The 20,765-nt window shown below is 72.4% G+C and carries 13 protein-coding genes and 1 pseudogene; 5 read left to right on the forward strand and 9 right to left on the reverse strand.

Annotated elements, in window-relative coordinates; genetic code table 11:
• The first annotated feature begins 37 nt into the window (after positions 1-37).
• Positions 38-403 (forward strand): arsenate reductase family protein, encoded by a 366-nt coding sequence (locus tag ACIOHG_RS35770; protein ID WP_400957327.1) that lies wholly within the window; start codon positions 38-40, stop codon positions 401-403.
• 284 nt (positions 404-687) lie between these two features.
• Positions 688-1,650 (forward strand): DUF1152 domain-containing protein, encoded by a 963-nt coding sequence (locus tag ACIOHG_RS35775; protein ID WP_400957330.1) that lies wholly within the window; start codon positions 688-690, stop codon positions 1,648-1,650.
• 34 nt (positions 1,651-1,684) lie between these two features.
• Here the strand turns inward: ACIOHG_RS35775 and ACIOHG_RS35780 are convergent, their stop codons facing one another.
• On the reverse strand, positions 1,685-2,083 hold the full coding sequence (locus tag ACIOHG_RS35780; RefSeq protein ID WP_400957332.1) for a VOC family protein: 399 nt from the start codon (positions 2,081-2,083) through the stop codon (positions 1,685-1,687).
• Between the two features lie 161 nt (positions 2,084-2,244).
• On the opposite strand from ACIOHG_RS35780, the gene ACIOHG_RS35785 reads away from it, so the two are divergent.
• Positions 2,245-3,216, forward strand: coding sequence for a helix-turn-helix transcriptional regulator (locus tag ACIOHG_RS35785; protein WP_400957335.1), 972 nt, complete (start codon positions 2,245-2,247; stop codon positions 3,214-3,216).
• A gap of 7 nt (positions 3,217-3,223) precedes the next feature.
• On the opposite strand, the gene ACIOHG_RS35790 is transcribed toward ACIOHG_RS35785, so the two are convergent.
• From ACIOHG_RS35790 to ACIOHG_RS35800, 3 genes are all read right to left on the reverse strand, one after another.
• Positions 3,224-3,769, reverse strand: a complete 546-nt coding sequence (locus tag ACIOHG_RS35790; protein ID WP_400957338.1) for a DUF1697 domain-containing protein — start codon at positions 3,767-3,769, stop codon at positions 3,224-3,226.
• Between the two features lie 78 nt (positions 3,770-3,847).
• Positions 3,848-4,573 carry a hemerythrin domain-containing protein gene (locus ACIOHG_RS35795; RefSeq protein ID WP_400957341.1) on the reverse strand — a complete coding sequence of 242 codons (726 nt, stop codon included), beginning with the start codon at positions 4,571-4,573 and terminating at the stop codon, positions 3,848-3,850.
• A 197-nt stretch (positions 4,574-4,770) separates the two neighbouring features.
• Complete coding sequence (locus tag ACIOHG_RS35800; RefSeq protein WP_400957344.1) at positions 4,771-5,817, reverse strand: alpha/beta hydrolase; 1,047 nt, start codon at positions 5,815-5,817, stop codon at positions 4,771-4,773.
• 367 nt (positions 5,818-6,184) lie between these two features.
• Between ACIOHG_RS35800 and ACIOHG_RS35805 the strand changes: the two are divergent.
• Positions 6,185-6,928: pseudogene (locus ACIOHG_RS35805) on the forward strand (SDR family oxidoreductase); the annotation flags it as partial.
• 15 nt (positions 6,929-6,943) lie between these two features.
• Here ACIOHG_RS35805 and ACIOHG_RS35810 read toward each other — a convergent pair.
• The 5 genes from ACIOHG_RS35810 to pulA form a co-directional block, all read right to left on the reverse strand.
• Positions 6,944-9,034 carry a carbohydrate binding domain-containing protein gene (locus ACIOHG_RS35810; protein ID WP_400957347.1) on the reverse strand — a complete coding sequence of 697 codons (2,091 nt, stop codon included), beginning with the start codon at positions 9,032-9,034 and terminating at the stop codon, positions 6,944-6,946.
• A 275-nt stretch (positions 9,035-9,309) separates the two neighbouring features.
• The gene (locus ACIOHG_RS35815) at positions 9,310-9,648 is read right to left on the reverse strand and encodes a P-II family nitrogen regulator (protein ID WP_400957350.1); all 339 of its coding nucleotides are present in this window, start codon (positions 9,646-9,648) and stop codon (positions 9,310-9,312) included.
• Entirely contained in the window at positions 9,645-10,973 is a 1,329-nt protein-coding gene (locus tag ACIOHG_RS35820; protein ID WP_400957352.1) for an ammonium transporter, read from the reverse strand. Before ACIOHG_RS35820 ends, ACIOHG_RS35815 begins: the two co-directional genes overlap by 4 nt.
• Positions 10,974-11,146: 173 nt before the next feature.
• The gene (locus ACIOHG_RS35825) at positions 11,147-13,498 is read right to left on the reverse strand and encodes a M4 family metallopeptidase (RefSeq protein ID WP_400957355.1); all 2,352 of its coding nucleotides are present in this window, start codon (positions 13,496-13,498) and stop codon (positions 11,147-11,149) included.
• Between the two features lie 430 nt (positions 13,499-13,928).
• Complete coding sequence (gene pulA, locus ACIOHG_RS35830; RefSeq protein ID WP_400957358.1) at positions 13,929-19,469, reverse strand: pullulanase-type alpha-1,6-glucosidase; 5,541 nt, start codon at positions 19,467-19,469, stop codon at positions 13,929-13,931.
• A 342-nt stretch (positions 19,470-19,811) separates the two neighbouring features.
• On the opposite strand from pulA, the gene ACIOHG_RS35835 reads away from it, so the two are divergent.
• Positions 19,812-20,762 (forward strand): phosphatase PAP2 family protein, encoded by a 951-nt coding sequence (locus ACIOHG_RS35835; RefSeq protein ID WP_400957361.1) that lies wholly within the window; start codon positions 19,812-19,814, stop codon positions 20,760-20,762.
• Positions 20,763-20,765 lie beyond the last annotated feature (3 nt).

The following is a 20,765-nucleotide window of genomic DNA, read 5'->3' on the forward strand; positions in this document are numbered from 1 at the left end:
GTTCCCGGCGGACGGGCGCCCGTTAGGGTGGCCGGTCATGGAGATCTGGATCAACCCGCGGTGCAGCAAGTGCCGTACCGCGCAGCACGAACTGGACGCCGCCGGGGTGGAGTACACCGTACGCCGCTACCTGGACGACCCGCCGACCGCCGCCGAACTCACCGAGGTCCTCGGCCGCTTGGGCCTGGAACCCTGGGACGTCGCCCGCCTCGACGAGCCGACCGCCAAGGAACTCGGCCTGCCCGAGTGGCCCCGCGAGCCCGCCGACCGGGCCCGCTGGACGGCGGCCATGGCCGCCCACCCGATCCTGATCCAGCGCCCGATCATCACCGCCGACGACGGCTACACCGTGATCGGCCGCACCGAAGAAGCCCTCCGGGCCGTCCTGGACGACCACACCTGAGAGGCACGACCCTCGGGCACGCGCTGGGGAGCGAAGCTCCAACCAGGGGCCCGGGGAACGGCGGCGCCGAGTGGCTGGTGACCGACGGGCCGCGGGGCGCTACCCCGTTTCGGGCCGAAGGTCTTTCGGCCGACGCCCCGTAGCGCCCCACTGTGCCCCGGCGCACCGCCCCTCGGCCCCGCCGTTCCCCGGGCCCCTGATTACTCAGCGTCTGCCGCAAAGTTTCCCCAGCCCCTGAATGCCGTCTCGTGTGCCGCAGGGCTGTTCCTTGGTAGGTTCCGCCGGTGACGAGTCTTCTGTGCCCTCCGCTGCTGGAGCGCCTGCTGGGGGCCGAGCGGGTGCTGATCGCCGGGGCCGGTGGCGGGTTCGACGTGTACGCGGGACTGCCGATCGCCCTGGCACTGCACGCGGCCGGGCGGGAGGTGCACCTGGCGAACCTCTCGTTCAGCCACCGCTACGGCCTGGAGTCGGGCGCCTGGGTGGGCCCGCACCTGGCCCGGATCACGCCGGAGACCCGGGCCGCCGAACCGGCGTTCCCGGAACGGTCGCTGGCCCGCTGGCTGCACGGGCGCCAACTGCCGGACACCGTCTGGGCGTTCGCCTCCGTCGGGGTGAAGCCGCTGCGCGCGGCCTACCGCTCGCTGGTGCGGCGGCTCGGCGTGGACGCGATCCTGCTGGTGGACGGCGGGACGGACATCCTGCTGCGCGGCGACGAGGCCGGGCTCGGCACGCCGGAGGAGGACATGGCCTCGCTCGCGGCCGTCGCGGGGCTGACCACCGTTCCGACCCGACTGGTCGCCTGCCTCGGGTTCGGCATCGACGCCCACCACGGCGTCAGCCACAGCCTGGTGCTGGAGAACCTCGCCGCCCTGCAACGCGAAGACGGCTACCTCGGCGCGTTCTCGATCCCCGCCGACTCCCCCGAGGCCGCCGCCTACCTGGACGCCGTCGCCCACGCCCGCGCCGCCGACCCGGCCGGGGCCAGCATCGTGCAGGGGTCGGTCGCGGCGGCGCTGCGCGGGGAACCGGGCGACGCCGTCCTGGCCGAACGCACGGGCGGCGGCGACCTGTTCGTCAATCCGCTGATGGCGCTGTACTTCGGCGTCACGGTCGAGGCCCTGGCCGCCCGGCACCTGTACCTCGACCGACTGGCGGGCACCGGCACCGTCCGGGAGATCGCCTCGGTGATCGCCGACTTCCGCGAGGACCTGCCCCGGCAGCGCCCGGCCCGGCCGTTCCCGCACTGACCCGGCACACCGGCTCAACGTCACCGGTCCGACGTCAGCGGGCGAGCCGGGCCCGGGCGGCGGGGGTCACCGGGGCGAAGAAGTTGACCAGGTTGCCGTCCGGGTCGCGGACCAGCAGCGAGCGGTTGCCCCAGGGCAGGGTGGCCGGGCCGCTGACGGGGGTGGTGCCGGCGGCGGCCAGCTGGGCGGCCAGCAGGTCGACGTCCTCGACCAGGAACTCCACGATCGCGCTGCGGTTGGCGGCGGGCTCGGCCGCGCCGGGGGCGAACAGCGGGACGGTGCGGACGCTGCCGATCGCCAAGGTCCCGGCGGGGGTGCGGAGTTCGGCGAAGTCGGGGGTGGGGCGGTCGGCGGTCAGGCCGGTGGCGTGCTGGTAGAAGGCGACCAGGCGGTCGACGTCGGCGGTGATCAGGCGGACAGAGACGAGGTTCATGGCGGGGGCTCCCGTGCGGTGGTTCCGGTGCGGTCGGGTCCGACGCTAGGCCGAATACCGGACGGAATCCGCCCGGTATTAGCCCGCCGTTCGTCCGGTACACCCCGGCGCACACCCGGTACTCGCCCGGCACACGCCCGGCTCCGGAGGAGAATGGCGCCATGACCCGCCCGGCGAGCCGCCTGCTGACCCTGCTGGAGCTGCTGCAGTCCGGCGGCGTCCGGACCGTCGCCGAGCTGGCCGAGCACCTGGCGGTGGACGGGCGGACCGTCCGCCGGTACGTCGCGCAACTGGTCGAGCTGGACCTGCCGGTGGAGTCGGTGCGCGGCCGGCACGGCGGCTACCGGCTCGCCCCGGGGCACCGGATGCCGCCGCTGATGCTCACCGACGAGGAGGCGCTGGCGGCACTGTTCGGGCTGGCGGCCGCGCACCGGGCCGGGCTGTCGGCGGCCTCGGGGACGGCGGGCGGGACGGCCGCCGCGAAGATCCGGCGCGTCCTGCCCCGGCGGCTCGCGGCCCGGCTGGACGCCCTGCTGGAGGCGGTGGCGTTCACCGCCGCGCCCGCGCCCGCCCCGGCGCCCGACCCGGAGGTGCTGCTGACCGTCGCCGACGCGGTGCGCCACCGCCGCCCGCTGGCCTTCCACTACACCTCCGCCGACGGGCGCGGCAGCGAGCGCTCGCTGCTGCCGTACGGGCTGGTCGCGCACGCGGGCCGCTGGTACCTGACGGGGTGGGACACCGCCGCCGGCGCCGAGCGGCTGTTCCGGCTGGACCGGCTGGCCGCGCCCCGTCCGCTGCCGGGCACCTTCGCCGCGCCGGGCGGCCCCGACCCGGCCACCCGGGTGCTGCGCGCGCTGGCAAGGGCGCCGCACCGCCACCGGGTGCGGCTGCGCGTCCGGGCCGACGCCGAGCTGATCGGCGCGCACGTCCCGGCGGGACTGGCCGTGGTCTCCGGGCCGGACGCCGAGGGCTGGCGCACCGTCGAACTGCGGGTCGCCGCACTCGACTGGCTCCCAGGGGTGCTGGCGTCCCTGGACCGGCCGTTCCGGATCGAGGAGCCTGCCGAACTACGCCGTTTGGTGAGTGAGTTGGCCGAACGACTGGCCGAGTCGACTGCCGAACCCGACAGTTGACCTTCCATCAGCCCTTGCGGGCCGCCGCGACGATCTTCGCCGTGGTGTGGAAGAACCGCGAAGTCGCCTGCCCCCGGTAGGACTTGGGGAAGGCGGTGGCCGGATTCCCGTTCAGTCGCCCGTTGCGCACGTGCATCACCACGAACGCGGCGTCCGCCGTGGCGCCGATCATCTCCCAGTCACCCTTCGGTGAGACGGCGGGCAGCTCGACGCCCTCGGGCAGCGGCTCGGAGAGGAACAGCACGCACAGCCGCTTGTCCTCGCCGGGCTCGACCCCCGCGAACGGGTCCAGCGCGAGCAGCGCCTCGACCTCCTCGACCGTCCGCAGCATCACCGGCACCGGCCAGCCCAGCCCCTCCGCGAGCCCGGCCTCGATCCGCGCGGTCAGCGCCGCCCGGTCGGTCTCCGCCGTCCGGAAGAAGACGTTCCCGCTCTGGATGTACGTCCGCACGTCCGCCAGCCCCAGCCCGACGAACAGTTCCCGCAGCCGGTCCATCCTCACCGTCCGGCCACCGACGTTGACCGCCCGCAGGAAGGCGATGTAGGTCTCCATGCGGGCGAGTGTAGAACGGTCCGCCGACACCGGCCCGGGGCGTGCTGCTCACGTCCCGGACCGGCCTGCTGCGGGGGTCTACTGGGCGGACGGTCCCCAGAGCAGGTCGGTGCAGCGGGCGTAGGTGTCGCGCCAGTGCGGCCAGTGGCGGGCGGTCTCGTCGTCGCAGTCGGCGAGCAGCCGCTCGACCTGGGCCGGGTCGACGCCCTCCAGCAGCCACACCAGGGCGTCGGAGGAGGCCGGGCCGTCGGCGGAGCGGAGCAGGTCGAGCAGTTCGGGCAGGGTGCCGATCCGCGAGCCGGGCGGGAAGACGCCGGCCATCCGGGGCAGCAGCTGGCGCTCCTCGATCCGCAGGTGGGTCTCGACCCGGGCGGCGAGCTCCTCGACCGCGTAGGAGACCGGCCAGGCGCTGGCGGGGTCGCGGGTGGCGATGCCGACCAGGGTGGTGGTGCGGGTGAAGCACTGGTCGAGGTTGTGGTGGTCGGACTCCAACCAGTTGAGCAGCAGCCGCAGTTCGGGGGCGAAGCGGCGCAGCACCGGCCAGAGCCGGGTGTCCTGCTGCTCGTGGTGGCAGGTGACCATGGCGGTGACGAAGTCCCAGTGCCGCTTGAGCGCCCGGGCGGACTCGAAGTCGTCGGGCTGGAGCAGCCGCAGGGCCTGCGGGAGGCGGGCGAGGTCGCGCCGGACGGCGGCGTGCACCAGGCGCAGTCCGGCGAACGGGATCGGCTCGACCGCCGGGGCGGTGGGCTCGACGGCCCGCTGGGCGGGGATCGCGGGGACTACGGGCAGCAGGTGACGGGACATGGCGCTCTCTTCACGACTGGCTGGGGCTGGCCGGAGCGGGGGGCCGCGGCGCGGCACCCCGGTCCAGTACTCCGGTTCACGGCTCCAGGGTGACCCCAGTGCATCAGGGGCGAATGAACGACCGATTGATGCGCAGGTCAGCGCGTTCCAGCCCCGGTCGCGGCCACTTTCCGAAGATCACCCACGACCGTCCGTGATCAGTCGGCCTCGGGCCCGGCGGTGTTGGCGGAGAGCCACTCCAGGGTGTTCGGGATCATCTTCTTGAAGTCGGAGGTGAGGTGCTTGCCGCCGGGCTGCTCGTAGTACTCGACGGTGGTGGGCGCCTTGGCCTTGGCCACCCAGTTCTTCACCAGCTTGATCTCGTACGGGTTGGCGCCGCCCGCGGTGGCGAGCATCTTGACGTCGGCGGTGCCGGCCCCGATCAGCTGGTCGGGGCTGTTGGCCAGGCGCTCCTGCTCGTGGCCCTTCCAGAGCGGCGAGTCGGGGTTCCAGTAGCCGTCGATCGGCACCGCGGCCCGGAACACGTCGGGGTGCTGGAGGGCGAGCTTGGCGCTGCAGAACGCGCCGGTGGAGGCGCCCATCACGGACCAGCCGTCCCGGCCCTTCACCGTGCGGAAGTTGGCGCGGACGAAGTCCGGGATGTCCTGGGACATCCAGGTGCCGATCTTCGGCTGGCCGGGGATGTCGGCGCACTCCAGCGCCTTCGCCTCGTTGGAGTCCAGGTTCTGCACCGGCATGATCATGATGAACGGGTGGGCCTTGCCCTCGGCCACCAGCTGCTGGTTGACCTCCTGGATCGGCAGCTGGTTGTCCGTCCAGGTGTTGTAGCCGGCGCTCTGCCCGCCCGCGTACAGGGTGAGCACCGGGAAGCCGGTCTTCGCGTACTTCGGGTCGTTGTACTGCGGTGGCAGCCAGACCCAGACCTTGCCGCTCACCCCGGACTTCGGGCCGGCCACGGTGGTGACCAGGATCGGCCCGGCGCCGGTGTCGCGGGCCTTGCTGAACTGCGCGGCCGGGCCGGTCGGCAGCAGCACCTTGGACGGCTTGGACGGGGACGGCGGCGCGGACGACGGGCTGCCGCTCGCGGAGCCGGAGGCGCCGCCCTGGCCGGTGGAGATCGCCGCCCGGGCGTCGTTCGCGCCGCCGCCGGAACTGCCGCACGCGGCGAGCGGGACGGCGAGGGCGAGCAGGGCGGCGGCCGCCAGCGGGCGGCGGGCGGCGGCGGATCGGGGCTGCGGCAGCACGGTCGGTCTCTCCGGGCGGGGGCCGGCCCGGCGGCCGGGTCCGAGCCCTGTTCAGTGGCGGTCCGGGGCGGCCTCGCTCTGGTCACCGGCAGCCCCGGGATCGGCCCTCCGCCGCGGTGTGCGAACGTCCGGCCATCCGGGATCTTACGACGTGCGGGAGACACCCCCGGTTGCGGCGGGTCCGGCTGCCCGCCGGTCGGCGGGGGTCGCTCCGGCCGACCGGCGGGGGTCGGGCACGGAGAGCGACGGGCAGGGGCGGAGCGGGCCACGGCGCGGACGGCGACCTGCGGCTTTGGAGGGTCCTCCTACTGACGGGCGGCCCGGCCGCGGCGATCATGGGGCTCCGGACCGACCGAGGAGTGTGCGCGTGTCCCAGCAGGTTGCCGTGATCACCGGGGCGGGCAGCGGCGTCGGCCGCGCCGTGGCCCGCGAACTCGCCTCGGCCGGCTGGCGGCTGGCCCTGGTCGGCCGGCGGCCCGGGCCGCTGGCGGAGACCGCCGCCGGGCTCGGCCCGGACCGGGCGCTGGTGCTGCCCGCCGACGTCACCGACGAGCGGCGGGTGGAGGAGGTGTTCGACGCCGTGGCGGCGCACTTCGGCCGGCTCGACCTGCTGTTCAACAACGCCGGGACGTTCGGCCCGACCGCCCCGGTGGAGGAGGTCGCGGCGGCGGACTGGCGGGCGGTGCTGGACCTCAACCTCACCGGCGCCTTCCTGTGCGCCCGGGCCGCCTTCCGCCGGATGAAGGAGCAGGACCCGCAGGGCGGCCGGATCGTCAACAACGGCTCGGTCTCGGCGCACGCGCCGCGCCCGCACGCGATCGCCTACACCGCGTCCAAGCACGCCGTCACCGGCCTGACCAAGGCGCTCTCGCTGGAGGGCCGCCCGTACCGGATCGCCTGCGGGCAGCTGGACATCGGCAACGCGGCCACCGACATGACGGCGGCGATGTCCACCGGGGTCCGGCAGGCGGACGGGCGGACCGCGCCGGAGCCGGTGATGGACGTCGCGGACGTGGCCCGGACGGTGCGCCACATGGCGGAGCTGCCGCTGGAGGCGAACGTGCAGTTCGCCACGGTGCTGGCCACCGCCATGCCGTACATCGGCCGCGGCGGCGTCGACGGGGCGTCAGCTGTGCCAGGTGTCGTTCAGCGCGACCTTGCCACCGGCCGGGACGGTCGCGGTGCGGTTGGCGCCGCTCTCCCAGGTGACGGTCCCGGCGGCGTCCTTGCGGAAGTACTTGTACTGGATCGCGGTGCCGGCGCCGATCGCCACGTCCAGCTTCCAGACGGGGTAGGCGGCCGAGGAGAGCGGCAGGGCCTTCGCGGTGTCCCAGCCGCCGAGTTCGGCGGCGTCGCCGACCACGTAGATGTTCTGGCCGACCACGGTGGTCGCGTTGACCGCGAAGGAGGCGCCGGTGGCGACGGGGGTCGCGCTGGCGGTCGGGGTCGGGGTCGGGCTCGCGGTGGCGCACGGGTCGCCGCTGCCGACCGCGCCGTCCTTGACGGTCACGTTGCCGGTGCCCAGGGCGTAGTTGGCGCCGTTGTTGTTGTCCCAGGTGCCGCTGCCGTTGTTGAAGGTGGCGGCGAGCCCGGTCGCGGTGCCGAGGTCGACGGTCTTCTTCACCCAGCCGGTGCAGGCCGCGGCCATCGCCACGCCGGGGGCGGTGGTCCAGCTGCCGCCGGTGGGCGCCCAGTGCAGGTCGTAGGCCGCCCAGTTCTTGTCGGTCGAGTAGAAGACGGTGGCGCTGTTGCCCCCGGCCGGGGAGGTCGGCGTGGGCGTCGGCGTGGCGGTGCTGCTGCCGCCGGCGCCGACGTAGAGCGCCACGGCCTCGCCGGAGGCGACGGTGGCGGTGAACTTCCCGTCCGCGCCGACGGTGTAGGTCGGGCCGGTGCAGCCGCCGTTCACCGGGTCGCCGTGCTGGACGTCGCAGTAGCTGCCGGCCGGCAGCGAGGTCTGGAAGGTCTGGGTGATCGCGCCGGACTCCCGGTTGATCGCCACGTAGCCCTTGCTGCCGCGGCCGAAGCCGATCGCGTTGTTGCCGTTGGACCACCAGTTGGTGAGGCCGGTGCCGGAGACCGCGTTGCGGAAGCCGACCATGTTGGCGACCTGCCGCCAGGCGTGGGTGCAGTTCCAGCCGTCCTGGTAGCAGGCGTTGACGGTGCCGCCGTTCGGCGGGCCGTCGTCGTTGGAGCTGAACGCGTAGCCGGAGTAGACGTTCGGCGAGCCGTACGGGTTCGCCAGCATGAAGACGTTGGCCAGCGTGTAGGCGGAGCCGTACTTGTAGTTGAGGGTGGAGCCGTTGCGCTCGGTGTCCCAGTTGTCGACGAAGGTGCGGGCCTGGGCGGAGCCGAGCAGGCCGCTGCCCCAGCTCTGCAGGTCGGCCAGCCTGCCGCCGTTGAAGGCGCTCTTCAGCCAGGTGCCGGAGCGGAACTCGTCGACGTCGCCGTTGCCGGTGTACTCGGCGGGCTGGATCGGCTCGCCCGCGCCGTAGATGACCTCCTGCACCCAGTACGCGTTCGGGTTGCTCATCTTCGCCTTGATGGCGCCGAGTTCGCCCGCGTCGATGTGCTTGGCGGCGTCGATCCGGAAGCCGTCCACGCCGAGCGAGAGCAGGTCGCTGAGGTAGTTGGCGATGGTCTGCTGGACGTACGTGGAGCCGGTGTTGAGGTCGGCGAGGTTGACCAGTTCGCAGTTCTGCACGTTGGAGCGGTCGCTGTAGTTGCTGATCGCCTGGCGGCAGGAGTGGAAGTCCTGGTCCTGGTAGTAGCCGGGGTAGTTGTACTTGGTGTAGTTGGTGCCGCCGGTGCCGGTGCCGCTGCCCGCGCTCATGTGGTTGACCACCGAGTCGGCGATCACCTTGACGCCGGCCGCGTGGCAGGTGCTGACCATGTTCTGGAAGGAAGCGCGGTCGCCGAGCCGGCCGGCGATCTTGTAGCTGACGGGCTGGTAGGAGGTCCACCACTGGGCGCCCTGGATGTGCTCCTGGGGCGGGGAGACCTCGACGAAGCCGTAGCCCTTGGGGCCGAGGGTGTCGGTGCAGGCCCTGGCCACCGAGTCGAACTTCCACTCGAAGAGGGTGGCGGTGACGTCCTTGGTGCCGGGCGGGGTGGCGGTGGCCGTCGGGGCGAGGGTCAGGCCCGCGCCGATCGAGAGTCCGAGCGCGGCGAGCGCGGTGCTGGCGGCGGCGAGGCGCCGTCCGGGGGCGGAGACGGGCAAGGGAGCACTCCTGGGGGAAGCCCGGACCGCGGGCGCAGGGCGCGGAACGGGAGGCGGCTGGGTGGGGGGCCGCGACGGCGCCGGTGGTGCCGTCAGCGCGACGGGGAACGGTCGCTACTGCAAGTCCCTGCAAAGGCGTTGAAACTTGCTGGAAACTTTCAGTGGCATGACCATAGGGTCCGCCCGGGCACCCGTCAAGAGTCCCGGAGCCGGGCACGGCAACGGCCCCCGCCCCGGTGGAAAGGGGCGGGGGCCGCAGTGGCCCTGACCTGCCGTCAGACGGCGTCGGGGCCGCGCTCCCCGGTGCGGACCCGGACGATGGTGTCCACCGGCACCGCCCAGACCTTGCCGTCGCCGATCTTGCCGGTGCGGGCGGCGGCCACGATCGCCTCCAGCACCCGCTCGGCGTCCTCGTCCTCGACCACGACCTCGATCCGCACCTTCGGCACCAGGTCGATCCGGTACTCGGCGCCCCGGTAGACCTCGGTGTGCCCGTGCTGCCGCCCGTAGCCGCTGGCCTCGGTGACGGTCAGTCCGTGCACGCCGAGCTCCTGCAGCGCGGTCTTGACCTCGTCCAGCTTGAACGGCTTGACGACGGCGGTGATCAGCTTCATGCGGGGCGGGTCCTGTCGGAGGCGGGCGCACCGTGCGGGTGCACGCTGGCGTGGGCGGTGGCGGAGCCGAGGCCCAGGACGCCGTGATCGTACGCGGTCTCGGCGTGCACGGCGAGGTCCAGGCCGGTGCGCTCGTGCTCGGGGGCGGCCCGGAAGCCCATCACCCGGTCGATCGCCCGGCCGATGCCGTACGTCATGCCGAACGCGTACCCGGCCACCACCAGCACCGCGACCAGCTGCTTGCCGCCCTGGGCGAGTCCGCCGCCGTGCAGCAGCCCGGCGGGGCCGCCGGTCATCACGGCGGTGGCGAACACGCCGATCAGCAGGGTGCCGATGACGCCGGCCACGAAGTGCACGCCGACCACGTCGAGCGAGTCGTCGTAGCCGAAGCGGAACTTCCAGCTGACGGCGTAGCAGCAGACCACGCCCGCGGCCAGGCCGATCACCAGCGCGCCGAGCAGGTCGACGCTGCCGCAGGAGGGGGTGATGGCGACCAGGCCGGCCACCGCGCCGGAGGCGGCGCCGAGCGTGGTGGCGTGGCCGTCGCGCCGCTTCTCCACCACCAGCCAGCCGAGCAGGCCGGTGCAGCCCGCGGCCTGGGTGTTGAGGACCGCGGCGGCGGCGAGGCCGTTGGCGCCCAGCGCGGAGCCGCCGTTGAAGCCGAACCAGCCGAACCAGAGCAGGCCCGCGCCGAGCAGCACCAGCGGCAGGTTGTGCGGGCGCATGGCCTCCTTCCGGAAGCCGAGGCGGGGGCCGAGCAGCAGCGCCAGGGCGAGGCCGCTGGCGCCGCAGTTGACCTCGACCACGGTGCCGCCGGCGAAGTCGAGGGCGCCGAGGTACTTGAGGATCCAGCCGTCGGGGGCGAACACCCAGTGCGCGACGGGGACGTAGACCAGCAGCGTCCAGACCGCGGTGAAGGCCACCCAGGAGCCGAACCTGGCCCGGTCGGCGATGGCGCCGGAGATCAGCGCGGCGGTGATGATCGCGAAGGTCAGCTGGAAGGTGGCGAACAGCAGGGTGGGGACGTGCCCGGTGAGGCTGCGCGGGGTGATCCCGGCCATGCCGAGGTGGTCGAGCGAGCCGATCAGGCCCCAGCCGGCGTCGGGGGCGAACGCCAGGCTGTAGCCGGCCAGCAGCCAGACCACGGTGACCACGGCGATCGAGACGAAGCTCATCATGATCATGTTGAGCACGCTCTTGGTGCGCACCATGCCGCCGTAGAACAGCGCGAGGCCCGGGGTCATCAGCAGGACGAGCGCGGTGCAGGCCAGCAGCCAGGCGGTGTCGCCGCTGTCCGGGGTGGGTGGGGAGTCAGCGAGGAGCATGCGGGGAGTGTCGCCGGGCCGGATTTCGCTCCGCCGTCACGGGTGTTTCCGGGGTGTTTCGTGTTGCCCGCGCGTTTCCGGGACCTCACCGTCCGGACATCCGGCCGCCGGGCCGGGGACGTGCCGGGGCCCGGCAGCCGGAGCGGCTGCCGGGCCCGGGCCCTGAGGGTGCGTCAGCTGGTCTGGATCGCGGTGTCGTCGATCACGAAGGAGGTCTGCAGCGAGGAGTCCTCGACCGCGTTGAACTTCACCGTGACGCTCTGGCCCGCGTAGGCCGACAGGTCGATGCTCTTCTGGGCGTAGCCGGTGGCGGCGTTGACGTTCGAGTACGTGGCGACCGAGGTGCCGTTGACGGTCACGGTCAGCTTGTCGTACGCGGTCGTGCCGGTCTCGGCGGTGTCGATGTGCAGCCAGTAGCTCAGCGTCGCCTTGCAGCCGGCCGGGATGGTGACGGTCTGCGAGACGCTGTCGGTGTGGGCGGAGCCGTAGCCGTCCATCCACGCCTTCCAGGTGCCGCCGTGCGCGGCCTGGGAGGAGGAGTTGTCGACCACGCCGGAGGAGGCGGTCCACGGCGCGGCGGTGCCGGTCTCGAAGCCGGGGTTGCCGAGCAGCTGCGCCGGGGTGCAGCCGCCGCCGCCACCGGAGGTGACGGTCCAGGTGAAGGAGGCGGTGCCGGTCTTGTTGGCGGCGTCCTTCGCGGTGACGGTCACGTTGTAGGTGCCGGCCGCGGTGGCGGTGCCGGTGATCTTGCCGGTGGAGGCGTTGATCGACAGGCCGGTGGGCAGGCCGGTGGCCGAGTAGCTGAGCGGCGCGGTGCCGCCGGTGGCCGCGATCTGCAGGTTGACCGTGCCGTTCAGCGCGGTCGACTGGTTGCCGGGGCTGGTGACGGTCGGGCCGCCGGTGCTGGGCAGCGAGCCGACGTTGACGGCCGCCCAGGCGGTCGCGGTGGCGTTGTACTCGGCCGAGTTGGCCCCGTACAGGTCGGTCGCGGCGGACAGCATGCCGGCCCGGGCGCTGGCGTAGTTGGTGGTGGAGGTCCAGTAGGTGGTCAGCGCGCGGTACCAGATCGCGGCGGCCTTGTCCCGGCCGATGCCGGTGACGGTGATGCTGTTGACGGTCGGCGAGTTGTAGGAGACGCCGTTGATCACCTTGGCGCCGCTGCCCTCGGACAGCAGGTAGAAGAGGTGGTTGCCGACGCCGGACGAGTAGTGCACGTCCAGGTTGCCGACGCCGCTGTACCAGGAGTCGGCCGAGGAGCTGTCCTTGGAGGGCTTGTCCATGTACCGCAGCGGCGTGCCGTTGCCGTTGATGTCGATCAGCTCGCCGATCAGGTAGTCCGGGTTGTCCTTGGGCAGGTTCGCGTAGAACTCGACCATGGTGCCGAACACGTCCGAGGTGGACTCGTTCAGGCCGCCGGACTCGCCCGAGTAGTTCAGGCCGGCCGTGTTGGAGGTGACGCCGTGCGTCATCTCGTGGCCCGCGACGTCGAGTTCGGTCAGCGGGTGGGTGTTGCCGGAGCCGTCGCCGTAGGTCATGCAGAAGCAGGTGTCGTCCCAGAACGCGTTGACGTAGTTGCTGCCGTAGTGGACCCGGCTGAACGCGCCGTTGCCGTCGTTGCGGATGCCGTTGCGGCCGAAGGTGTTCTTGTAGTAGTCCCAGGTCATCGAGACGCCGTAGTGGGCGTCGACGGCCGCGGACTCCTTGTTGGAAGCGGTGCCGTCGCCCCAGCTGTCGGTCGACTTGGTGAACAGGGTGCCGTTGCCGCTGGTGCCGTTGTTCAGGTTGGTGGTGTACATGTTGCCGCGGGTCGGGTCCTTCATCTGGTACGTCGACCCGGACAGCGAGGTGCCGATGGTGACGTTGCCGACGAAGACGCCGTTGCCGGTGCCGGTCTGCACGCCCTCGAACTTGTTGATCACGTCGCCGGTGGTGGCGTCGGTGATCACGTGCAGCTTGCTCGGGGTGCCGTCGGCCTCGACGCCGGAGACCACGGTCTCCCAGGCCAGCCGCGGGTTGTTGTCGGCGGCCCAGACCACCAGGCGGGGCGCGGTCTCCAGGGCGGAGCCCGACTGCGCGGCGAGCGCGGTGGCCTGGCCCTTGGCGGCGGCCAGCTTCGGAGTGGTGGACAGGCCGGTCAGCGCGGCCGTGGAGGCCCGGTCGACGCCCTTGGTGGTGCCGTTGGCGGCCTGGTGGACGACCAGGTCGCCACCGAGGACGGGGAGTCCGTTGTAGGTGCGCTCGTACCGGAAGTGCTGGGTGCCGTCGGCGTCCTTGAACGCGTCCTTCACGACCAGCTTCTCGGCGGAGCCCAGGCCCAGGTTCTGCGCGAACTGCGCGGAACGCGTGCCCGCGTCGGAGATCAGCTGGGCGTGCCCGGCGGCGGCCTGCTGGTCCGCGACCTGGGCTCCGGCGGCGGGCGCGGCGGGGGCGGCCTGGGCCACCGCCACCGGGATCGCGGTGACCAGCAGGGCCGTGGTGGCGGCCAGGGCGGCCATGCTCACGCGGGCATGCGTGTAGCGAGACATGCGGGACTCCTTTACCGACCGTCGCGGGGTCACGAGCGGTGGAGAGAATCTGGCCGCGGTTGCGGCGCAGCGGGGGCCCCTTGCCGCCGGTTCGCGGCGCGGGGTGCGGTGCACGTGCGCGGTTCAGGGCTGCGGGCTGCCGGTGGCCTGGGGAGGGCTCCACCGGCGGGTGTTGGGGCTACCTGTCCGTCCGCAACCGGGGGAATCCTGGCAGCAAAGGCCGGGCGAATGACAGATGCATGCCACTGAATGACCGATTAATGACCGCGCCACGACTCGGCCAACAGCTGTTCAACCGCCGCTCATGGTCCGGCAGGTGGGACGCCGTCGACGGGGCCCCCACCGGCACCCGGCCGCGAGGGGCGATTTTCGGCCAATGCGGCAAGGGGCCCCACCCGGAGGTGAGGCCCCTGTTACCGCGGGGAAACCATCAGTTCTGGACGTACACCGCCACCGTCCGGCCCGGCACCGTGAAGGTGCCCGTGGCCGGGTCGAAGGCCGCCTGCTTCACCACCGGGTCGGCGCCCTTCGCCTGGACCTTGTGCAGCTCCTGGCGGGTGCCGCGGAGCGCCGCCACGGTCTGGGTCTGCGCGGTCGGCGTGGCGTTGAAGACCACCGTGAGACCCTTCTCGGCGCCCTTCAGCCCGGTGCCGTCGAGGTGCATGGTGATCACGCCCGGGTTCTCCCCCGCCGTGCCGGACAGCGGGAAGGACAGCCGGCGCTGCACCTCGGCCGCGCTCGACAGCGCGAACAGCGGCGAGGACTGACGGATCCTCAGGAACTGCTGGTAGATCGCGGTCGAGCTGCCCGTCTCGTTGCAGCCCGCCCGCAGCTTCGGGTCGGCCAGCAGCTGCTTGGCCCGGTCCCACATCGCCTTGTTGTCGGCGGCCATCGGCAGGCCGCGGCCCCAGCCGTTGCCCTGCGTGCAGTCCCAGGAGATCGCGTTGAACCAGTCGCCGGAGTCGAAGGAGTTGGCGTCGAGCGACTTGGAGCGCAGCAGGTCGCTGCCGGCCTGGGCGAAGCCCGGGCCCTGGCTCAGCGCGGTCAGCGACAGGCCGAGCGCCTGCATCCGGGCCCGGTCGGCGGGCGAGGTGCCCTGCGGCAGCTTGTAGGCCAGCGCGTCGTACAGGTCGGCGTTGTCGTGCGCGTCCAGGTACTCGACGGCCTCGCCGGGGTTGGCCGCGTAGCCGGTCGGCGAGCCGTTGTAGTCGACGCCGGCGCCGGTGACGGCCTTCCCGGCGCTGTCGGTGAACCCGTAGCCCGCCAGGTTGCCGGTCAGGCCGACCTTGATCTGGTCCATCTGGTGCAGCAGTCGGGCCTTCTGCTCGGCCGGGGTGCCGTTGTCCGCCGAGCCGTTCGGGTCGGTGAACAGGCCGGAGGCGAAGCCCTGCTGCGGGGCCGAGGAGAGCATGAAGTTGCCGCCCCGCCCGGCGTCCCTGATCCGGTCGTTGAAGGTGGCGATGCCGGTTCCGGCCATGTTGGCCTGGGTGGCCTGGACGAACCGGGCGTCGTTGGCGACGGTGCCGAAGTTCCAGCCCTCGCCGTACAGGAAGACGTCCTTGCCGCTGACGCCGTCCTTCTGCGGGGTCAGCGCGCGCAGCGCGGACTGCACGTCCAGCATGGTCGACTTCGGGTCCAGGCCCATCAGGTCGAACCGGAAGCCGTCCACCCGGTACTGCTTGGCCCAGCCGACCACCGAGTCGACGACCAGCTTGTTCATCATGGCGTGCTCGGGCGCGGTGTCGGCGCAGCAGGAGTCGGTGGTGACCTTCCCGCTGTCGCTCAGCCGCTGGTAGTAGCCCGGAACGACCTTGTCGAGCACCGACCTGTCGTCCTGCCCGGCGGCCGCGGTGTGGTTGTAGACCACGTCCAGCACCACCCGCAGGCCCGCCTCGTGCATGGCCTGCACCATCTCGCGGAACTGCACGGTCCGCGCCGTCCCGTTCGGGTCGGTGGCGTAGGAGCCCTCGGGGACGTTGTAGTGCAGCGGGTCGTAGCCCCAGTTGTAGGCGTCGTCGGCCTGCACGGCGGCCACGCACTCCTGCTGCTGGTCCGAGTCGGCGGGCAGCGCGGCCAGGTCGCAGGCGGGGAGCTTCTGGTCGGCCCGGTTCTCCCGGATGGTGGCGATGTCGAAGGTCGGCAGCAGGTGAACGGTCGTCACCCCGGCCTTGGCCAGCTCCTTCAGGTGCTGCATGCCCGCGGACTTCGACCGGGTGAACGCCAGGTACGTGCCGCGCTCGTCGGCGGGCACGGTGCTGTCGGCCGCCGAGAAGTCCTGCACGTGCAGCTCCTGGATCTGCTGCTGCGTCGCCGGGATCGCCTCCGGGCTGCGGTGCCGGTCCCAGCCCTTGGGCTTGGTCGCGTCGGCGGACAGGTCCGCCACCAGGCTGCGCTTCGAGTCGGTCGACAGCGCGGTCGAGTACGGGTCGGTGACGGTGTTCACCACGTTCTGCCCGACGCTCGGCGCCCAGACCTTCACCTGGTACAGGTAGTACCTGCCGTCCAGCTCCTCGGCGTCCTTCGTCAGCGACCAGACGCCCGACGCCTCGTCACGCTTCAGCGGGACGGTCTTCGGGCTGCCGCCGGTGGCCTCGTCGAACAGCTGCACCGACACCTCGGTCGCGGTCGGCGCCCAGAGCGAGAGCGTCACCTTGCGCCGGTCGCGGTCGAACCAGCCGTGGCCCTTCTGCACCGAGTACACCGGGCCGAGCTGCGCGGTCGCCGCCTTGGCCGCGTACAGGTCGTCCAGCACGCCGGGGATCTGCACGCCGGTGGCCGCCAGCGCGGCGCCGTTGGGCAGGTGCTCGGTGAAGACCAGCTGGCTGCGGAGCGCGGCGGTGATCCGGCCGGCGTCGCGCGGGTCGACGGTGAAGGCCCGGTACCCGGCCAGGTGCGGGAACTTCGCCTTCTGCGCGTCGGTCAGCCCGGCGGCCGGGTTCAGCCGGAGCCAGTGGCCGGGCTTGGACAGCACGCCCTTGTCGACGGTCAGCCCGCCCGCGGGGTCGTAGATCAGCTGGGCGCTGGTGCCGCCCTTCAACTGGGCGTCCGCCGCACCGTAGTTGGCCGGAACCACCACGGTCCGCGCGTCGATCCACTGGGCCTTGGCCGAGCCCAGGTCGAGCTGCGAGGAGGTGCCGCCGGCCTGCGGCAGCAGGTAGCCCTCCTGGCCGCCGATGACCCACACCTCGCGGCCGGAGGCGGCGAAGTTCAGCGACTGGTCCTGCGGCAGGTCCTTGTCGCCGCCGTTGTGGATGATGTAGCTGAGGCTGGTCGCGCCCGCCGCCAGCGGCACCTCGAAGACCGCGCCGAACGCGTCCTGCCGGGCCGGCAGCAGCGGGTTGCCCCAGTCGGTGGGCGTGGCCGCGCCGGTCCAGTCGTGCAGGCCCCAGCCGGCGTAGTTCCCGTCGGCCCGCCGGTAGTGGATGACCGCCTTGCCCTCGGGCACCGGCTGCGCCCCGTCCGGGTTCGCGGTCCGGACGGCGGCGTCGCCCTCCTTGATCCACACCTCGCCGGTGGCGGAGATGTCGATGTGCCGGTCCTGGTCGACGTCCTTGGTCCCGTTCTTCTCCACCACGAACCCGACGTCGGACGCCCCGCCCTTCAGCTTCACGTACGCGAACGCGCCGTAGGCGTCCCGCCCGACGAAGCCGTGCCCGGCCGGCCAGGTGGTCGACTCGCCGTCGGCGATGTCGCCCCAGGTGTAGAGGTTCCAGCCGTCGTAGTCGTTGTCCTTGCGCTGGTAGTGCACCACCGCGTAAGGCCGCGAGACCGCGCTCGGCACCGGGGTGGCGGGCTGCTGCCCGGTGGTGAACTGCCCGGTGGCGGAGGCCAGTCGGCCCGCCGAGTCCTCGACCACGGCCTTGAACCGCACCACCGTGCCGGGCGCGACCCCGCCGAGGTCCTGGGTCACCTTGTCCACGCCGTTGTCGGCGGTGCCGAGCGTCTTCCACTCGCCGTCCCCGGCCTGCGCGGCGAAGGTCACCCGGTGGAATCCGCCGCCGGGCACGCTCGCGCCCAGCGTGGCCGTGCCGTACGCGCCGTCGGCGGGCGCGTTCACGGTGATCGACGGGCCGTCGGCGGGCTTGGCCGGCTTGTGCGCCGCCTTCAGCACCACCGAGGACATCGCCGGGACGGTGACCGTCACCTTGCCGTCCGCGCCGCTGGTGACCCTGCCCTTGAAGCCGTACAGGCCGTCGAAGTCCATGCCCGCCGAGAAGGTGTCCAGCGTGACGGTCTTCGCCTCGGCGGCGTTGTTCACCGCTACCAGGTACTCGACCTGCTCCTTGGCGTCGATCCGGGAGAACGCGTACACGCCCGGCCCGTCCGCCGCGTAGCGCTCGACCTGCGCGCCGTCCGCCAGCGCCGGGTTGTCCTTGCGCAGCTTCGCCAGGCCCGCGATGCCCTGGTAGAGCGCGCCGTCGGTGCCGTAGCGGTCCTTCGACCCGGACGTGCCGCCGATCACCGCGTCGGTGTTGTACGACGGGGTCTTCGAGGCGAACATGTCCTGTCGGGCGTCCTTGTCGCCGCCCGCGCCGGTGAAGCCCTGCTCGTCGCCGTAGTAGACCACCGGCTGGCCGCGGGTGAGGAACTGCAGCTCGTTCGCGAGCCGGTCCTTCTGCAGCAGCGCCTCGTTCGACGCCCCCGGGTTGTCGCTCTGCAGGAAGGAGCCGAACCGGCCCATGTCGTGGTTGCCGAGGAAGGTCGGCAGCTCGTACGCGTCGGTGTCGGCCGTGGTGTAGCGGTAGTCCTGCGCGTACAGCTCGGACAGCGCCTTCGCCGAGCCGTTCTGCGACACGTACGTGCGGGCCGCCTCCTGGAACGCGAAGTCCAGCGTCGCCTGCAGCTTGCCCTTGGTGACGTACGGGGAGGTGACCGCCGGGTCGCCCGAGTACACCTCGCCGAACATGAAGAACTTCTTGTTGCCCTGCTGCGCCGCGAACTGCTTCAGCGCGGGCGCCCACTGCTCCCAGAACGCCAGGTTGACGTGCTTCACGGTGTCGATCCGGAAGCCGTCCACCCCGGTGTCGGCCACCCACTTCTGGTAGATCTTCTCCATCCCGGCGACGACCTTGGGGTTCTGGGTGTCCAGGTCGTCCAGGCCGGAGAAGTCGCCCTCGGTCGCGGACTCGCCGACGAAGGTCGAGTTGCCCCGGTTGTGGTACAGCGACGGGTCGTTGAGCCAGGACGGCGTCTTGGCGGTGGTGCCCGCCGGGTCGCGGAACACCGGGGTGTAGGGGAAGGAGTCCTTGCTCGTGCTCGGCCACTGCGCCCGGGCGTCGGCGACCGCGGTCTCGTCCACCGGGTTGCCGTCCGCGTCCAGGGTCGGGTAGGCGCCCTCGGTGCGGTAGTCGTAGGTCTTCTCCGCGTAGTCGATCACGTCGGCGGTGTGGTTGGTGATGACGTCGAAGAAGACCTTGATGCCGCGCTTGTGCGCCTTGTCGATCAGCTGCTTGAGCTGCTCGTTGGTGCCGAAGTGCGGGTCGACCTGGGTGAAGTCGGTGATCCAGTAGCCGTGGTAGCCGGCCGAGGCGTCCGCCCCCGCGCCCTGCACCGGCTGGTTCTTGAAGATCGGCGCCATCCAGATCGCGGTGGTGCCGAGGTCCTGGATGTAGTCCAGCTTGTCGATCAGGCCCTGCAGGTCGCCGCCGTGGTAGAAGCCCTTGTCGGCCGGGTCGAGGCCGTTGTCCAGCCGGCCGCCGGTGACGCCCCCGGTGTCGTTGCCGGTGCTGCCGTTGGCGAAGCGGTCCGGCAGCACGAAGTAGAACTGCTCCCGGGTCAGGTCGTGCCGGGCCGCGGTGGCCGCCAGCGCCTTGTCGGAGGGCGGGGCGGGCGGGGTCGCGGGCGCGGCCGCCGCCAGCGGGACGGCGCCCAGGGTGGCGGCGATCAGCGAGGCGGCCACCAGGACGGAGGCGCGTCCGGGGCGGCGGTAGGGGGTGGTGCGGCGCGGGGTTCGGGACTGGGCGTCGGCCACGGCTGGGCTCTCCCTAGGGGCGCTCGGGCAGGGGTGGGTGGCGTGGAACCTAGCGCCCTGCAAGATGTTTCAGCAAGATGTGAAAGCTGTTTCGGGCCCGAGTCGTACCGAGTCGTGACCTGCCCGCCCGAAACGCCCCGTTCGTTCGGCCGGTGCTTCGCCCCCGCACCGTGGGGACACGAACGAGACCCCGGTTCGACCCCCGGTAACCCGCGGGTCACAATGGAGCGCATGCGCCCCGACGACCGACCGACCCCTAGCCCCGCAGGGGGACGGTCGGTGAAGAATCCCCGACCACAGGATGAGCAGGCGACCACATCCGGTCTGGCAGACTCTTCGTCCATGGGGGAACCGACCGAGATCCACGCCGCCGGCGCCGACCGCGCCGGCCGGACCACGCGCGACGGTTCCGACCCGGGCACGGACCACACCGCCCGTGCGCCCGGCGGAGCCACCCGCGTCGCCCGCTCCCGGAGCGCCGCGCTCCGCGGCCGCGTCCGCGAGCAGCGGCGCACACCGCGCCGACCGCTCCTGGTCTTCGAGCTCGCCCTGATCGGCCTCAGCTACTGGCTCTACTCGCTGGTCCGCAACGCCGTCCCCGAGCAGGCCGTGGTCGCCCAGAAGCACGCGCGCTGGGTCTGGGACTTCGAGCACACTCTCGGGATCGCCGTCGAGCGCTCGATCAACCACGGCGTCGACTCGGTCACCTGGCTGATCGTCGGGATGAACTACTACTACGCGACGCTGCACTTCATCGTCACCATCGGCGTCCTGGTCTGGCTGTACCGCTCCCACCCCGGCCGGTACGCCGCCGCCCGCACCGTGCTCTTCGTCACCACCGGCATCGCCCTGGTCGGCTTCTACTGCTTCCCGCTGGCCCCGCCCCGCCTGATGACGGACGGCGGCTTCATCGACACCGTCACGGCCCACCACACCTGGGGCTCGATGGCCTCCGGCGCCGGCGCGCAGGTCTCCAACCAGTTCGCCGCCATGCCGTCCATGCACATCGGCTGGTCCACCTGGTGCGGCCTGACGATCTTCTTCCTGGCCCGCCGCCCCTGGGTCCGCGCCCTCGGCCTGGCCTACCCCGTGGTCACCCTCGGCGTGATCGTCTCCACCGCCAACCACTTCTGGCTGGACGCCGTCGGCGGCCTGATCTGCCTGGCCGTCGGCTTCCTCGCCGCCCGCCTGCTCTACCACACCTGGACGTACCGCCTCCCCCGCGAGCCCGGCGGCCCGGTCGGCCAGGAGCTCACCGTCCCCGTCCAGTGGGACACCAAGGTCAGCGCGTAGCGC

The sequence above is a fragment of the Kitasatospora sp. NPDC088134 genome (assembly GCF_044741705.1).
Taxonomy (GTDB): domain Bacteria; phylum Actinomycetota; class Actinomycetes; order Streptomycetales; family Streptomycetaceae; genus Kitasatospora.

Bases quoted from the DNA above. Each gene is read 5' to 3' on its own strand.
- ACIOHG_RS35795 (WP_400957341.1), bottom strand. From the start codon at position 4,573: ATGTCCCGTCACCTGCTGCCCGTAGTCCCCGCGATCCCCGCCCAGCGG.
- ACIOHG_RS35815 (WP_400957350.1), bottom strand. From the start codon at position 9,648: ATGAAGCTGATCACCGCCGTCGTCAAGCCGTTCAAGCTGGACGAGGTC.
- ACIOHG_RS35790 (WP_400957338.1), bottom strand. From the start codon at position 3,769: ATGGAGACCTACATCGCCTTCCTGCGGGCGGTCAACGTCGGTGGCCGG.
- ACIOHG_RS35835 (WP_400957361.1), top strand. From the start codon at position 19,812: ATGGGGGAACCGACCGAGATCCACGCCGCCGGCGCCGACCGCGCCGGC.
- ACIOHG_RS35825 (WP_400957355.1), bottom strand. From the start codon at position 13,498: ATGTCTCGCTACACGCATGCCCGCGTGAGCATGGCCGCCCTGGCCGCC.
- ACIOHG_RS35820 (WP_400957352.1), bottom strand. From the start codon at position 10,973: ATGCTCCTCGCTGACTCCCCACCCACCCCGGACAGCGGCGACACCGCC.
- ACIOHG_RS35785 (WP_400957335.1), top strand. From the start codon at position 2,245: ATGACCCGCCCGGCGAGCCGCCTGCTGACCCTGCTGGAGCTGCTGCAG.
- ACIOHG_RS35780 (WP_400957332.1), bottom strand. From the start codon at position 2,083: ATGAACCTCGTCTCTGTCCGCCTGATCACCGCCGACGTCGACCGCCTG.
- ACIOHG_RS35770 (WP_400957327.1), top strand. From the start codon at position 38: ATGGAGATCTGGATCAACCCGCGGTGCAGCAAGTGCCGTACCGCGCAG.